We start from the raw sequence: 13,894 nt of genomic DNA, 5'->3' as shown, positions 1-13,894 counted from the left end.
AGCTTACAGTTGCGCCGGCTAACCCAATTTCACCATTTCGATGGCAATTTGGGCAGCCAGCCGCGCATTGTTTCGAACTAATGCAATATTCGCGGTCAATGAACGACCTTCGGTCAGTTCAAAAATTCGCCCCAGTAGGAATGGGGTCACGGCCTTTGCGCTGATGCTTTGCTCATCGGCTTCGGCAAGTGCCTGCGAGATGATCGGCGCGAGCGTTTCGGCCGTGATTTGATCCGCAAGCGGAATGGGGTTTGCCACTAACTGACCACCCTGAAGGCCCATAGCGGTACGTGTTAGCTGCGCCCGCGCGATATCCTCGGCAGTGTCCATACGTAGTGGCGCTGGCAATTCCGACTCTGCGGACCAAAACGCGGGCAATGCGTCTTGACCGTAAGCGATGACTGGGACGCCCAAGGTTTCAAGCACTTCAAACGTCTTTGGCAGATCAAGGATCGCTTTTGCGCCTGCGCCAACGACCGTAACGGGTGTTTGCGCCAGTTCATGCAAATCGGCCGAGATATCAAAGCTAAGTTCTGCGCCACGATGTACGCCACCAATGCCACCTGTCGCAAACACGTGAATGCCAGCCAAATTGGCCGCGATCATCGTTGCAGCAACAGTCGTCGCACCTGTGCCGCCAGTCGCGATACATGCGGCCATGTCGGCTCGTGAAAGCTTTGCCACATCTTGCGCCTGACCAAGGCTGTCTAGCTGATCGGCTTCAAGCCCGACGTGCAGCAGCCCATCAATGACCGCGATGGTTGCCGGTACTGCGCCGGCCTTGCGTACGTCGTCCTCGACCAAACGTGCAGTTTCTACGTTTTGGGGAAAGGGCATGCCATGTGTGATGATCGTGCTTTCAAGCGCGACAATCGGGCGGCCATCAGCACGGGCATGGGCGACTTCTGTGCTGTAGTGAATTGAAATCGTCATAGTGGTGTTTCTCCGGATACGTAGGTCGCGGCAGCATTTAAGGCGCGCGTAAGGGCTGCAGCACGGTCCATGCCTTCTGCTTCTGATGCGATGTGGGCTGCCATAAATGTGTCGCCTGCGCCCGTGACGCGGGTAACCATTACAGCGGGCGGGGTTTGGGTAATGATGTCGCCTTGGGTGCCCTTGGACGCAGATTTGCCGCCATCGGTTACCAGTACACGGTGCGCACCGCGTTTGATTAATGCGGCAGCAGCGCTTGCGCTGTCTTCAAAGGTGGTATGGCAAAGCAGCCCAGCTTCTTCGAGGTTCACGTAAAGTGTCGCTGAAGGATGCCCAAGCAGAGCCAGTAGCCGTTCGGCCTTGCCCGGAGAAGCCGGAGCAACGCGTAGATCCGCAAGTCGAAACAAGTCAGATCCAGCGATTTCTTGCAGCAATTCTTCTGTAAGGTTGCCATCAAGTGCAACGGTCCCAGCATATGGTGTGTCTGCCGTGCCAAGGGCGCCATCGGACATGGGGCGCAAAATCTTATCTCCTGCGGCCTCTAACGAATGCGCGTCAGCGATTGCGGCAATTAGGCCATTGGCACCTTCAACCGCCATATAAACATCCGTTGGCAGATCATCAGACCGATAGATATGGTCACAAACCATACCCATCCGACTTGCCTCTGCGACAAGCTCATCGCCTTCGGCGTCGCGACCAATTGCGGTCAAAAGGGCAGGGGTCATGTCAAAGCGGCGCAGCGTCATTGCGATGTTCATCGCGACACCACCGGGAAGGCGGGTAATACGCCCCGGCACGTCAGAACCCACGCGCATTGAGCTAGCAGTACGGCCAATCACGTCCCACAGGACAGAGCCAATACAAAGAATGTCAGGTGTATGTGTCATGTGCCCGTTCTGACCGAGCTTACAGCGATGCGCAAGCGCCCGTCATAGGCCATCTTTGACCATTTGGTGGATTTTTTGGGCCTTTTCAAAATGATCCAGTTTATGAGTGCGTATCCACCATGTCGCTGCCTCCATCAACAGCTCCGGATCATCATTACGGTTGGCAAAAAACGCATAGAACGATAGTCCAACGCCTTCTCCCTTTTGCGCAATTTTTTGATTGCATACGGTCATGATTTTTTCGCGCAGGGTATCCCTCATTCTGGCACACCGAAGGTCAGATTGGCCCATAATGTTTCCCATACTGCGCCGGTCTGTTCCTGTAGTTCAGTCGTCGGTTCACGTAGGACGACAGCATCAACCATATAGCTATTGCCCGCGCTGACCGGAAAGGTCGCGATACCGTCTTCGTTGGTTTGATAGTAGACAATATTGACTACGCCTGCCTTTGACTTTTCAAAAACCTCGATTTGCACGTTTGCGCGCGGGTCCTCACGATAAAATAGCTGAACAGTGAAACCATCGGAAAGATCGTCAATGTATGGGTTGTTGAGCGCGACCAATTCCGTTTCGAGACCAGTGCGCTGATCGGCACCTTCAGAATGCCCCACACCGATAAGTGTTTTGGAGTAGCGAGAATATACCTCTTTGAACTCAGCTTCGGGCAATCCGCGTTCGCGTTGGCGGCTTAGGACATCGCCTAGATCTTTGTGATCCACGAAATTCTGAAACTTTTCCCAAGTGGCGTAATTCACGGTCGCATTGCGGGCCTGATAGGCAACGATGTTTAGCCCCTCGGCAACGGGTTCTTGGGTTAAGGCAGGGCGATCACCTGCGCGGCCTTCGACGTTGGCGGCGGCGGGGCCTGCGATGATTGCAAAGTGTTCAAACCGCTGCGGAAAAAACACTTGCGTCGTGCCGACAAAGTTCTGCCCATTGACAATATCTGCCTCAAGGCTACCGTCCGCTGGAATCTGATAGGCCACTGGTTCCAGCCAGAATTCATGCGCTGACACGGGTGCGGCCAAGAAAATAAAGAGAAGAGCAAAAATGCGCATAGGGATTTCCTTATCTAACGGGGCAAGGGTTGTGTTTCGTGCCGTGATGTCAAGCGTGCTCACGCTGATTGTGATGTTTGGGACGATGGCGCAGGCACATGAAGTATTCCCGAGCATTCTTGATCTGACCGCTGATGATGGCGTCGTCACGATCGAGATCGAAGTGAACGCCGAAGCAATGCTTGCTGGCGTTGATCTAAGTAGCGTCGAAGACACGGATGCGGCGGCCAATGTCGAAGATTACGACGCTCTACGTGCGCTTTCACCGCAAGAAATTACAGAAAAATTCAGTGTCTACATGCCGCAATTCTTATCTAATTTCACTTTTGAGGCCGACGGCACGCCAGTCACGTTGCGCGATAATGGCACGGTCGTTTTCGCCGCCGAGGATAGCCGTGTTGTGCGTATGACGCGTCTAAGTCTGATCGGCGATTACCCAGTAAGTGCGGAGCGTTTTCAAGTCGGCTGGGATACTGCTTATGGCACGTTGATTGTTCGGCAAAATGGTGTGGCAAATGAACCGTACACCGGAACGGTAGCTGGTGGCGAACTATCCGAGCCATTCCTAATCAGCGGTGGTTCTGCGCAAAGCGGATGGCAAGTCTTTGCGGCCTACATCCCGATTGGCTTCGACCACATCGTGCCAAAAGGCTTGGATCACATCCTGTTCGTGCTTGGTTTGTTTTTCTTGTCGGCGCACATGCGTCCGCTTTTGACGCAAGTCTCGTTATTTACGGTCGCACACACTCTGACGCTTGCTTTGGCCGCGCTTGGGTATGTCGTGCTGCCTGGCAGTATTGTTGAGCCACTTATCGCCGCATCCATCGTGTTCGTTGCAGTCGAGAATATATTCACCAAGGGGCTCAGCCGCTGGCGTCCGTTTGTCGTGTTTGGCTTCGGGCTTTTGCATGGCCTTGGCTTTGCATCGGTGTTGGCTGAATTTGGGCTGCCAGAAAACGCATTCATCCCAGCCCTAATCGGCTTTAATATTGGGGTGGAGGTCGGACAGCTTGCTGTCATCGCAGTTATGTTCCTTTGCGTTTGGCAAGCATTGCGTATTGACCGTGGCGCGAATGAAGTTGGGCAGGGTTTCGCCTTATATGCGGTTATGTTGATTGTGGCGCTTGTGCTTGTTGCGCTGAACCCCATTCCACTCCAAACCCTAATTGAGGGCCCCGTTTGGCTATTTGCCGCGCCATTGGCGATGGTCTTTGTGCTATGCACTGCGTCCATTCACTTTCGCGACCAAATCGATGCATATAGACGCCTTGTCGCTATTCCAGCATCGGTCGCAATCGCCGCAGTTGGCGCGTATTGGTTCATTGAACGGGTCTTTTTATAAGATTTTATGCCTGTTTGCTAAAAATACTCTAACCGAAGGCACCTCAAGGGTTGCCTCTGGCCGAAACCCGAGTTAAAGCGCACGCACTTAATCCCACAGGCGGGGGCGGGTCCAATGGGGAGAAATCCCAAAGGATCCACCGGTTGGCATCACGCTAATTCCCCGCTGAGGTTGAAACCGGAAAAGGAAAAAAGACATGGCTCTTCCTGAGTTCTCCATGCGCCAACTGCTTGAAGCAGGCGTACACTTTGGTCACCAGACCGCACGCTGGAACCCTAAAATGGGTCAGTACATCTACGGCTCTCGTAACGGCATCCACATCATGGACCTGACACAGACTGTTCCAATGTTGGACCAGGCTCTGCAAGTTATCCGTGACACAGTCGCAAAAGGCGGCCGCGTTCTTTTCGTTGGCACAAAGCGTCAAGCTGCAAAGCCAATCATGGAAGCTGCTGAGAAATCTGCGCAGTTCTACATGAACCACCGTTGGTTGGGCGGCACGCTCACTAACTGGCAGACTGTTTCGCAGTCCATCAACCGCCTGAAAGCGATCGACGAAGCGTCGGCAACTGGCTTTGCTGGCCTGACCAAGAAAGAACGTCTTGGCATGGAACGTGAGCAAGGCAAATTGGAAGCATCCCTTGGCGGTATCCGCGAAATGGGCGGCGTTCCTGACCTGATTTTCGTCATCGACGTCAACAAAGAAGATCTGGCAATCGCAGAAGCTAAGAAACTGGGCATCCCTGTGGTAGCTGTTGTTGATACCAACTGCTCACCTGACGGCGTAGACTACGTCATCCCAGGTAACGACGACGCGGCACGCGCCATCGCGCTTTACACCGATCTGGCTGCACGTGCAGCGCTTGACGGTATGTCCGCTCAGCTGGGTGCAGCTGGCGTTGACATGGGCGCAATGGAAGAGTTCGCAGAAGAAGTCGTTGCTGAAGAAGCAGCTGCTGAATAAGCGTCACAAAACGGTCGGGTAGGGGGCTTATTCCCCCTCCCGCAGATCAATGAATTCCGTTTAAGGAGAAGTAACATGGCAATCACCGCTGCAATGGTGAAAGAACTGCGCGACAGCACTGGCGCAGGCATGATGGACGCGAAAAAAGCGCTGACAGAAACTGATGGCGACATGGAAGCTGCGGTTGATTGGCTGCGCACCAAAGGTCTTGCAAAAGCTGCTAAGAAATCCGGCCGTACGGCTGCTGAAGGTCTGGTCGCGGTTGCTGTATCTGGCGGCAAAGGTGTCGCTGTTGAGGTGAACTCGGAAACTGACTTTGTTGCGAAAAACGCTGAATTCCAGAAAATGGTTTCAGGTATCGCAAATGTTGCTTTGGGCGTGTCTGACATTGACGGCCTGAAAGCTGCTGACATGAACGGTAAGTCAGTAGAGCAAACTGTGACTGACGCAGTTGCTGTTATCGGCGAAAACATGTCGGTTCGCCGCATGGCTGCGCTCGAAGGCACATCTGTTGTGACTTACGTGCACAACGCTGCTGCACCTGGCATGGGTAACATCGGTGTTCTTGTTGCGCTGAACGGCGACAACGAAGAATTCGGCCGCCAGGTTGCAATGCACATCGCTGCTGCAAACCCTGCGTCCCTGTCTGAAGCTGATCTTGACCCAGCAGTGGTCGAGAAAGAAAAGCAAGTTCAGATGGACATCGCACGTGAATCTGGCAAGCCAGAAGCTGTGATCGAAAAGATGATCGTTGGCCGTATGAAGAAATACATGGCTGAAATCACTTTGCTGAACCAACAGTTCGTTGTGAACCCAGACCTGACAGTTGCAGATGCAGCCAAAGAAGCTGGCGTGGAAATCACTGGCTACGCCCGTCTTGAAGTTGGCGAAGGCGTCGAAAAAGTCGAAGAAGATTTTGCAGCAGAAGTTGCAAAGCTGAACGGCTAATAGTCTAATCTAATTAGTAATTTAGTGGGGCTCTCTGATCGGTTCAGAGAGCCCCATTTTTTGTCTGAAGAGCTATTTTAACGGTTTCACTAAGGTATAGATGTCCAATCATGCGTTGTGCGTACATTCAAAGTGGATACACAAATATGAGCTCTACAATCATTACAGATACAGACAACCAATATTCTTGGGATAGCATTGAGACCACCTATGACGAATTTGGTCAAATCGCAGATCGCTTAACGGCGTATGACAATGGTCAATATAAATTCGAAATCTTTGATGATGGCGTGCGGTCGAGAACAATTCAGTAGGATGGCTTTGCTCCATGGGAGGCACCAAACGGTGACCCGGGCGCATACGCTTGGGAAAGCATAGAGACATATTACGACACGTCAGGTCAGGTCGAGCATCGCGAGACCGTATATGATAACGGTGTCGTGAAAAATGAATACTATACCGATGGAGTTCGACAGGAGACCGTAAAGCAGGATCTCGAAGATAGCTCTAATTGGGATTCGATTGTCTTCAACTACGACGAAAATGGCAAAATCGCGCAAGCAACTACTCTTTATGACGATGGCTCATCACGCAATGCACAGTATGAAGACGGTACGTTATCGCTCGTTATTCGGATGGACACCGACGACGGTACGGGTGGGGCATATGACTGGGCTGCAAAGATGTACGCCTATGCGCCAGATGGAACGTGGAGATTTCCGCTACAGCGCTCGACAATGGAGACGAAATTTACGTCTTCTTTGACGATGGTGAAAAGGCTGCACGGATCGAAAAAGACGTTGATGGCAGCGATCCGTGGCAATTCCAGGTAACTGAGTATGCTGAGACGGGGCCAGTTGTGACAACCTATGATACTATTGACGAAGTTCCCGATATGTACGCCGACTATCTCGAGCCTATGTATGTCGACAGCATCTAGGGCAACTAAATGTAAATGATGACGCGGCACCGTGCTCGGGAAAAGACACGGTGCCGCTTTGATTAATGCGCGCCCAATTTCGGGACGAGGGCACACAATCATCAGGGGTGCTGATGCTTTCGGGCAAACCCTTGGCACCAGCGTCCGGATTAACCGGCACGGATTGCAGGGCCTTGAAATCGCAAGGGGTTCAATCCGCTGTTCCCAGGCCTAAGGCCACCACTCACGGAACATCTATACTGTGGCAAATGACGTGACGTTACGAAAGTCAGGGAAACCTGACCTCTCGCATTTTTATAACGTTTTCCCTTGCGTCAAAGGAAAGATCGTTAACGTTTCCTGATCCACTGACTTACATTCAGTTCGCCGGCAGTCGACCGATCATGCTCACTTTGGCTCAGCGTCCATGACAAACATCTGGTTATAGAATGCGGCCTTAAGAACGGCCTGAGCGGTGGTTTCCACATCAAGCGCTTCTCTTGCGAGGCGGAGATGTTTTTCTACCGTCGCGGGTGTCAGGCCCAGCAAGACCGCAATGTCCTGTGTTGTCTTACCATCGCCAACCCACTGCAAGACTTCGCGTTGACGTTTCGTCAGGTGACGTTCGCCGGTGTAGGGCAGGGTAAGCAGCTTAAGGTGCATGACGTTGTTCATGACGATAATTTCATCGCCGTGCTTTGCCCAAGTCTGTTCGACCATATCTTGGGTAATCCCGGCACGGGCCGTCAAAGCAATCGCTGCTTTAGTGCGTTCCGAAATTGACCGAAAGCTCACCGTATAACCGGCTGTAACGTTCATTCTTCGATTGAATTCCATAACGCGCAATTCGCTTGGCGTCAGGTTATCAATACGGCCCATTTCCATCATCCAGCGCCAGCTGCATGCGCCATCGTTTGCCAAGGCCCACTTTAGCATCGGCGCGTGATAGTAATAGCCTTCGTCAAAGAAGACCTTCATGTACTCTGGTGTCTGCGACGACAATAGGACCCAATCTTGCGGATCACCAAGAGAGCTCGAAGTGCGATAGCGGGTATAACCGTACATCAACCGATCAAAGCCGTACGCTTCCATCTGTTGAGTATGAAGTTTCCAAAGCTCTTCGACGGAACTCGCGTTGGTCAACCGTGATAGCTGATCAACGAGGCTTCTCATGCTGGCTCTCCCAAATAGTCGGTTAGTGCTTGCATCGCCAGTGGATACCCGGACGCACCAAACCCGCAGATTTGGCCGACACAGACTTTCGAAATATACGAAGTCTGCCGGAACGCTTCACGCGCATGGATGTTCGAAAGGTGTAATTCGATGACAGGTAACATGATACTTGATATGGCATCCATCAACGCCACAGATGTATGTGTATATGCACCAGCGTTCAAGATGACCCCGGCGTGCTTGCCGCGCGCGGCATGAAGCAGGTCGATAAGTACACCTTCGTGGTTGCTTTGCGCAAACTCAATCTCAACATTGAGCTGCTTCGCCTTTGCTTGGCAAAGTTCTTCGACATCATTCAATGTAGTCGGGCCATAAACCTCTGGCTGACGTGTGCCAAGAAGGTTTAGGTTTGGGCCATTTAGGATAAGGATAGTTCGTGTCATATCATTTCTTTATCACTTTTAACCGCTTGGAGAAAAGGGAATTAGTTTCAATAATTCCCGCTTGCTAATCGGTTACGAAAATAGCGGTTTCGGCCGTACTATCGTGATGGCAGAATCCTTTGAAAGGCGGGCCAGGTCTTTTTCATAAAGGTTGGACAGGTGATGACGCTCCCACTCCGACCACGGATCGAAACCCTTGTTTTCTTTGTTGCGCGGAAACCTTTCTTGTATTTCACGGATGTGCTTTGAAGCTTCTGCAATTCCATCGGACAAAACAAGACCTTGAATTTCATCCATTGCACGCGCGGATGCAGAAGGGCGCTGCTTCGAGTCTTTGGGGTTCTTGAATTTCCTTACATCAACATCGCTACCAGCTAGATTTGAAAGAATTTGATTAGCTAGAAGCGGGTCACTTCGAAAATCTTCGAATGTCCAAACATAAATTTGCGCCTCAGGAAAATAGACTTTCACTCTGTCTATGACACCGACCCAGCCCGGCAGTAGTTTGAACACTTTTTCTGTCATGGTTTGCGGGAAAATAAAATCAGGACTGTTCTCTTGAAGGGCTCTAACGTATTCGACGTAAGCAGCAGCGAAAAAATCGGCATAATTGCGTACAGCCAGATGAACTTCGCGAACTGAATATGGAATTTCGCCAGCAGTTACTTTCATGAATGGATCACGAAAGCGATAAAGCTGCCCAAACTTCACGCAATGGCCACAATGCCCTGCAAGGTTCTCATCGCTAAGAATTAACCGGCGTGGTTTTGCCTCTCGGATTGGCGCAAAGAATTCACGCGTGATTTCGCGAAGTTGTTGGTCATTGATTACGGTATTTCTGTGGACGCCTGCGTGCATATAGGCATTGGACTGGCAGGGCACGGTAAATTGCTTGCGCATATGTCGATGGTGGACGTAATACACTCCCTGTTTCTTCATGTAGCCTTTATTTCGATGCAGAATACGCTGCATGAATGTCGACGCAGTCTTGTGGAAGCCGCCATGAATAATTGTGTACGGGGAGCTCACTGTGCCTCTCGCTTTAGACGTCTAAAATTCATGCGGACGACTTTAGCCATATGATCGCGGTTGGTATTAGTGAAGTATTTTTGCAGTGAACCAGAATACCAGGGAAGGGTCCGGCGACGTCGGTATAACTCATAGAACATTGATGGAGTAATTTCACCAAACAACCCCTCAAACATGAGCGGTTTCAGTGCGTCAATCTTGCGTAAGAAGACAGCTGATTTGTGATTTGAGAACCAACATTTGTAAGGTGTTACATTGGGTCCTTGTATACGCTCATAATGCATGCGGTCAGGTGCATAGTAGGGGTCATAGAAGACGCTGACAGGACCGCAACGGTCCAAAGCCCCCTTAGCATCGCTTAATGGTAGCGTCCAATCCTGCCGTCTTCCGATCCAATAGCGTTTTTCCCAAGGGACAAGTTCCGGATCAAGTGTGCTTTGTGGATTGAACGCCAAGACATGAGCGCCGGGTACAAGGGATGCGAAAACAAGAGCAGCAAACGCCCCCATAGAAGAACCCGCAAATACGACCCGTTCATAGCCAGCAAAAAAACCTGTCTCGGCAAGTTGTTCCATTCGAGAGATCAGGGCTGGATCTCGATACCACATCTTGCCATGCGCAAATACACCAAGATGCGAAACGTTGTGGTCCATTGCAAATTTATAGGCCCATGGGCTCCGCTCTGAACTAGAATCCGAAACATTGGAAAGGTTATCGAAGCTAACCAAAAGAACTGGCCGCATCCGTTTAACGAACATCAAGGAATGACGATTTGTTTTCTCAAGGAAGCCGCTACCTGAACCACCAGGAGAAAGCTCTGAGAACCAAAACGGCAAGATCTCAGAACTCGCGTTACCGGCACGCTCTTCTAAGTCATCATTGTCATCGGACGGCGGATTGTCTTGCAATTGGATTAGCCATTTCATCTTGAGTTATGCAAAGGTACGTTTTTCGCGGTAATAAGAAAACCCGAATTTGTGATGGCTTGCTATGGTTTTGGCTAGGTTCCGCCTTTATAAGTCTTAGTTGGCGACGAGGCATTCAAGACACTCAGTACTTGGGTCGGACCAAGTGTTGCCCAAAACAATTTTTGAGGACGTTAGATGGGCGTTGATACGGCACTTGCACTACAATTACTGGAAACGGCACCACTCCTGAAAGGAAAAAAAAATGGAGTGATGCTTGGGCGGCAGGGGCTTCGCCTGAAGCCAAAATGGCGAACTATCACGCGTCGAGCACTGAGGCAGCATGGTCTCTCCACCGATATACCCGGTTATGAACAAGAAGACGGATTTGCCGAAACGTTTCTATCTGCCGTTGGCTTTCCCAAGATGTCGTCGATGGATTTTTCGGACTATGAAGGCTGCGACCATACCCACGACATGAATGAGCCCGTGCCAAAAGCGCTGCGAAGGAAGTTTGATGTAATACTTGACGGTGGCACGCTTGAGCATGTGTTTAACACACCGCAAGCATTAGATAATGTTTTTCATATGTTAAAGGATGATGGAATATTCATTTCTACAAATGGCATGTCGGGCTGGGCAGGCCATGGGTTTTATCAATTTAGTCCAGAATTGGTGTGGCGTTATTGGCAAGATTCGCGTGGATGTGAGGTCAAGACGTGTGCCGCCGTTCCATTCGACCCTACAATGGATGTTATTCAGGTGGACGACACCGGAAAGAGGGGGGCACGATTTAGAGCGAGAGGTCTTATGGGGCGATGGTATTTATACTACGTCATTCAAAAGACAAAGGGAGCAAATCCAACTGAGCGCATTCAGAATGCGCAGCAAGGAGATTATGTCGTTCGGTGGGATAACTCTGAATAGACAGTCAGTCCATTTAAGATCAATAATTTAATAACGATAACCAATATCGAGGTAACACAGCCATGAAGATTGCAGTCGCAGGGTTAGGCTATGTCGGTCTGTCAAACGCAGTATTGCTTGCACAAAAATATAATGTAGCGGCAATTGACGTTGACCAGTCCCGTGTGGCTGCGGTTAACGCTCGGAAATCCTCAATCGAGGACGATGATATCACCGATTTTCTAGCGACAAGAAAGCTGAGTTTATCGGCAACGACCGACCCTAGTATTGCTTACGGTGAAGCTGATTTCGTCATTATCGCGACGCCAACCAACTATGATCCCCGCACCAATCATTTTGACACTTCAAGCGTTGAAGCGGTTGCACGACAAGCTCACGAAATTGCACCCAAGGCTGTCATAATCATCAAATCTACTGTGCCGGTCGGTTTTACTAACCAACTGCGTGAACAGCTTGGTTATGAGAATATTATGTTTTCGCCAGAGTTTTTGCGCGAGGGTAGGGCGCTCTATGACAACTTGCATCCATCGCGGATTGTGGTCGGATCCCATACTGACAACGCGCGCCGATTTGCTAATCTGTTGGTTGAAGGTGCCATTAAGAAAGACATGCCTGTTCTGTTCACGAATTCTACAGAGGCAGAGGCTATAAAATTGTTTTCAAACACATTTTTGGCAATGCGAGTGGCCTATTTTAACGAGTTGGATAGTTACGCCATTGCACACGGTTTAAACTCGCGTGAGGTGATAGAAGGTGTTAGCCTCGATCCACGGATTGGCACGCATTATAATAATCCATCATTCGGTTATGGCGGTTACTGTTTACCTAAAGATACCAAGCAGTTACTGGCCAACTATGATCAAGTACCTCAAAATATCATTGGTGCGATCGTTGAATCCAACCGGACGCGCAAGGATTTTATCGCGGATCAAATTATTGCAAAAATGCCAAAGACAGTTGGTGTTTATCGTTTGGTAATGAAGGCCGGTTCGAGCAACTTCAGAGACAGTTCAATCCAAGGCATTATGAAGCGTATCAAGGCTAAGGGTATTAAATGCATCGTTTACGAGCCGGTTCTAGACGACGACCAGTTCTTTAATAGCCCCGTTGTGAATGATTTGGCGGCGTTTAAATCGGACGCAGACTTGATCCTTGCAAACCGGCAGTCGGCTGACCTCAGCGATGTTGCTGACAAAGTATACACGCGCGATTTATTTGAGGTAGATTAATGCAGAAACGCACAGTTTTGGTGACCGGCGCTGCCGGCTTTATCGGCTTCCATCTTTCAAAGCTTTTGCTTGACGAAGGCTTTGAAGTCGTTGGTTTAGATAGCCACAATGACTATTACGATCCAGCGTTAAAACAGGCCCGTGAAGACCAGTTGCGCGAGCGCGAACTATATACCAGTGTGACGGGCAGGGTAGAAGAGCCAGGCCTCTTGATGGGGCTATTTGAGACACATCGTTTTGACGCAGTCGTCCATTTGGCCGCTCAAGCTGGTGTACGATACTCAATCGACAATCCGCGCGCTTATACCGAAGCTAACTTATTGGGAACATTTGAGTTATTAGAGGCCGCACGTGCGTTTCCACCAAAGCATTTGCTTCTTGCGTCAACGAGTTCGGTTTATGGTGCAAACACCAAAATGCCGTATCGCGAGACAGATCAAGTTGATCACCAAATGTCCTATTATGCGGCCACAAAAAAAGCGACAGAAGCTATGGCTCATAGCTACGCGCATCTGTTTGACATGCCTGTGACGATGTTCCGGTTCTTTACAGTGTATGGGCCCTGGGGCCGCCCAGATATGGCGCCGTATTTGTTCACGAGCGCGATCATGGCAGGAAAGCCGATCAAGGTGTTTAACCACGGTAACATGAAGCGCGACTTTACTTTCGTTGTCGATCTCGTGCGCGGTATTAGATTATTGATCGAGGCAGTACCAGAGCGTCCGAAGGACGGCGTCATTCCGGATGGTGACAGTCTGTCACCAGTTGCTCCGTGGCGAGTTGTAAATGTTGGCAATGGCGAGAGCGTGCAGCTGTTGGATTTTATCGGAGCCATCGAACGTGCGTCGAACCACGTAGCACAAAAACAAATGCTCCCAATGCAGCCCGGCGATGTTCCTGCGACTTGGGCCGACAACAGCTTGCTTCGCAAGCTAACTGGTTACGCACCACAGACCAGCGTTGCTGATGGGGTCGTACAATACGTAAAATGGCACTGCGAATATTACGGTGTGTAACAACTATGATCTGAGCAAGTACCAAAGTTAACATAATACTGATTATGCGAATACGTAATTGTAGCCGCAAAGCTAAAATGTCACCCATCTGCAATTCAGGAATGTCACTCTCGCCCGT

General features: G+C 50.4%; 16 protein-coding genes. 8 read left to right on the top strand and 8 right to left on the bottom strand.

Annotation, left to right across the window (positions count from 1 at the left end):
- Positions 1-18 precede the first annotated feature (18 nt).
- From ACHUEV_RS00080 to ACHUEV_RS00065, 4 genes are read right to left on the bottom strand one after another with little or no spacing between them, the layout of a single operon-like run.
- The gene (locus tag ACHUEV_RS00080; protein ID WP_394177049.1) at positions 19-933 is read right to left on the bottom strand and encodes a pseudouridine-5'-phosphate glycosidase; all 915 of its coding nucleotides are present in this window, start codon (positions 931-933) and stop codon (positions 19-21) included.
- Positions 930-1,823 (bottom strand): PfkB family carbohydrate kinase, encoded by an 894-nt coding sequence (locus tag ACHUEV_RS00075; protein ID WP_394177048.1) that lies wholly within the window; start codon positions 1,821-1,823, stop codon positions 930-932. The genes ACHUEV_RS00080 and ACHUEV_RS00075 overlap by 4 nt, the downstream gene beginning before the upstream one ends.
- Before the next feature lie 42 nt (positions 1,824-1,865).
- Positions 1,866-2,084 carry a DUF6500 family protein gene (locus tag ACHUEV_RS00070; RefSeq protein ID WP_394177047.1) on the bottom strand — a complete coding sequence of 73 codons (219 nt, stop codon included), beginning with the start codon at positions 2,082-2,084 and terminating at the stop codon, positions 1,866-1,868.
- Entirely contained in the window at positions 2,081-2,881 is an 801-nt protein-coding gene (locus tag ACHUEV_RS00065) for a DUF4198 domain-containing protein (protein WP_394177046.1), read from the bottom strand. The genes ACHUEV_RS00070 and ACHUEV_RS00065 overlap by 4 nt, the downstream gene beginning before the upstream one ends.
- A gap of 46 nt (positions 2,882-2,927) precedes the next feature.
- On the opposite strand from ACHUEV_RS00065, the gene ACHUEV_RS00060 reads away from it, so the two are divergent.
- The 5 genes from ACHUEV_RS00060 (at position 2,928) to ACHUEV_RS00040 (ending at position 7,075) form a co-directional block, all read left to right on the top strand.
- Complete coding sequence (locus tag ACHUEV_RS00060; protein WP_394177045.1) at positions 2,928-4,223, top strand: HupE/UreJ family protein; 1,296 nt, start codon at positions 2,928-2,930, stop codon at positions 4,221-4,223.
- 196 nt (positions 4,224-4,419) lie between these two features.
- A complete protein-coding gene (gene rpsB, locus ACHUEV_RS00055) occupies positions 4,420-5,187 on the top strand; it encodes a 30S ribosomal protein S2 (RefSeq protein ID WP_394177044.1) in 768 nt (255 codons plus the stop codon).
- 75 nt (positions 5,188-5,262) lie between these two features.
- Positions 5,263-6,135, top strand: a complete 873-nt coding sequence (gene tsf / locus ACHUEV_RS00050; RefSeq protein WP_394177043.1) for a translation elongation factor Ts — start codon at positions 5,263-5,265, stop codon at positions 6,133-6,135.
- 146 nt (positions 6,136-6,281) lie between these two features.
- A complete protein-coding gene (locus ACHUEV_RS00045; RefSeq protein WP_394177042.1) occupies positions 6,282-6,449 on the top strand; it encodes a hypothetical protein in 168 nt (55 codons plus the stop codon).
- A 395-nt stretch (positions 6,450-6,844) separates the two neighbouring features.
- Positions 6,845-7,075 carry a hypothetical protein gene (locus tag ACHUEV_RS00040; RefSeq protein WP_394177041.1) on the top strand — a complete coding sequence of 77 codons (231 nt, stop codon included), beginning with the start codon at positions 6,845-6,847 and terminating at the stop codon, positions 7,073-7,075.
- 387 nt (positions 7,076-7,462) lie between these two features.
- Here the strand turns inward: ACHUEV_RS00040 and ACHUEV_RS00035 are convergent, their stop codons facing one another.
- The 4 genes from ACHUEV_RS00035 to ACHUEV_RS00020 form a co-directional block, all read right to left on the bottom strand.
- Positions 7,463-8,227: a LuxR family transcriptional regulator gene (locus ACHUEV_RS00035; RefSeq protein WP_394177040.1), complete on the bottom strand. Its 765-nt coding sequence runs from the start codon at positions 8,225-8,227 to the stop codon at positions 7,463-7,465.
- Positions 8,224-8,670 carry a type II 3-dehydroquinate dehydratase gene (aroQ, locus tag ACHUEV_RS00030; RefSeq protein WP_394177039.1) on the bottom strand — a complete coding sequence of 149 codons (447 nt, stop codon included), beginning with the start codon at positions 8,668-8,670 and terminating at the stop codon, positions 8,224-8,226. Before aroQ ends, ACHUEV_RS00035 begins: the two co-directional genes overlap by 4 nt.
- A gap of 72 nt (positions 8,671-8,742) precedes the next feature.
- Entirely contained in the window at positions 8,743-9,642 is a 900-nt protein-coding gene (locus ACHUEV_RS00025; protein ID WP_394177038.1) for a hypothetical protein, read from the bottom strand.
- A gap of 53 nt (positions 9,643-9,695) precedes the next feature.
- Complete coding sequence (locus tag ACHUEV_RS00020) at positions 9,696-10,625, bottom strand: hypothetical protein (RefSeq protein ID WP_394177037.1); 930 nt, start codon at positions 10,623-10,625, stop codon at positions 9,696-9,698.
- 177 nt (positions 10,626-10,802) lie between these two features.
- Between ACHUEV_RS00020 and ACHUEV_RS00015 the strand changes: the two genes are divergently transcribed.
- From ACHUEV_RS00015 to ACHUEV_RS00005, 3 genes are all read left to right on the top strand, one after another.
- Positions 10,803-11,531 carry a class I SAM-dependent methyltransferase gene (locus tag ACHUEV_RS00015; protein ID WP_394177036.1) on the top strand — a complete coding sequence of 243 codons (729 nt, stop codon included), beginning with the start codon at positions 10,803-10,805 and terminating at the stop codon, positions 11,529-11,531.
- A 62-nt stretch (positions 11,532-11,593) separates the two neighbouring features.
- Positions 11,594-12,760 (top strand): nucleotide sugar dehydrogenase, encoded by a 1,167-nt coding sequence (locus ACHUEV_RS00010; protein ID WP_394177035.1) that lies wholly within the window; start codon positions 11,594-11,596, stop codon positions 12,758-12,760.
- A complete protein-coding gene (locus ACHUEV_RS00005) occupies positions 12,760-13,776 on the top strand; it encodes an SDR family NAD(P)-dependent oxidoreductase (protein ID WP_394177034.1) in 1,017 nt (338 codons plus the stop codon). The genes ACHUEV_RS00010 and ACHUEV_RS00005 overlap by 1 nt, the downstream gene beginning before the upstream one ends.
- The last annotated feature ends 118 nt before the right edge of the window (positions 13,777-13,894 follow it).

Source organism: Yoonia maritima (genome assembly GCF_043641945.1).
GTDB lineage: Bacteria > Pseudomonadota > Alphaproteobacteria > Rhodobacterales > Rhodobacteraceae > Yoonia > Yoonia maritima_B.
This window is presented reverse-complemented; position numbering and strand designations above follow the sequence as displayed.

Excerpts from the sequence above, each read along its gene's own strand:
- ACHUEV_RS00080 (WP_394177049.1), bottom strand. The coding sequence starts at position 933 with ATGACGATTTCAATTCACTACAGCACAGAAGTCGCCCATGCCCGTGCT.
- ACHUEV_RS00075 (WP_394177048.1), bottom strand. The coding sequence starts at position 1,823 with ATGACACATACACCTGACATTCTTTGTATTGGCTCTGTCCTGTGGGAC.
- ACHUEV_RS00070 (WP_394177047.1), bottom strand. The coding sequence starts at position 2,084 with ATGAGGGATACCCTGCGCGAAAAAATCATGACCGTATGCAATCAAAAA.
- ACHUEV_RS00065 (WP_394177046.1), bottom strand. The coding sequence starts at position 2,881 with ATGCGCATTTTTGCTCTTCTCTTTATTTTCTTGGCCGCACCCGTGTCA.
- ACHUEV_RS00060 (WP_394177045.1), top strand. The coding sequence starts at position 2,928 with ATGTCAAGCGTGCTCACGCTGATTGTGATGTTTGGGACGATGGCGCAG.
- rpsB (WP_394177044.1), top strand. The coding sequence starts at position 4,420 with ATGGCTCTTCCTGAGTTCTCCATGCGCCAACTGCTTGAAGCAGGCGTA.
- tsf (WP_394177043.1), top strand. The coding sequence starts at position 5,263 with ATGGCAATCACCGCTGCAATGGTGAAAGAACTGCGCGACAGCACTGGC.
- ACHUEV_RS00045 (WP_394177042.1), top strand. The coding sequence starts at position 6,282 with ATGAGCTCTACAATCATTACAGATACAGACAACCAATATTCTTGGGAT.
- ACHUEV_RS00035 (WP_394177040.1), bottom strand. The coding sequence starts at position 8,227 with ATGAGAAGCCTCGTTGATCAGCTATCACGGTTGACCAACGCGAGTTCC.
- aroQ (WP_394177039.1), bottom strand. The coding sequence starts at position 8,670 with ATGACACGAACTATCCTTATCCTAAATGGCCCAAACCTAAACCTTCTT.
- ACHUEV_RS00025 (WP_394177038.1), bottom strand. The coding sequence starts at position 9,642 with ATGCAGCGTATTCTGCATCGAAATAAAGGCTACATGAAGAAACAGGGA.
- ACHUEV_RS00020 (WP_394177037.1), bottom strand. The coding sequence starts at position 10,625 with ATGAAATGGCTAATCCAATTGCAAGACAATCCGCCGTCCGATGACAAT.
- ACHUEV_RS00015 (WP_394177036.1), top strand. The coding sequence starts at position 10,803 with ATGGGCGTTGATACGGCACTTGCACTACAATTACTGGAAACGGCACCA.
- ACHUEV_RS00010 (WP_394177035.1), top strand. The coding sequence starts at position 11,594 with ATGAAGATTGCAGTCGCAGGGTTAGGCTATGTCGGTCTGTCAAACGCA.
- ACHUEV_RS00005 (WP_394177034.1), top strand. The coding sequence starts at position 12,760 with ATGCAGAAACGCACAGTTTTGGTGACCGGCGCTGCCGGCTTTATCGGC.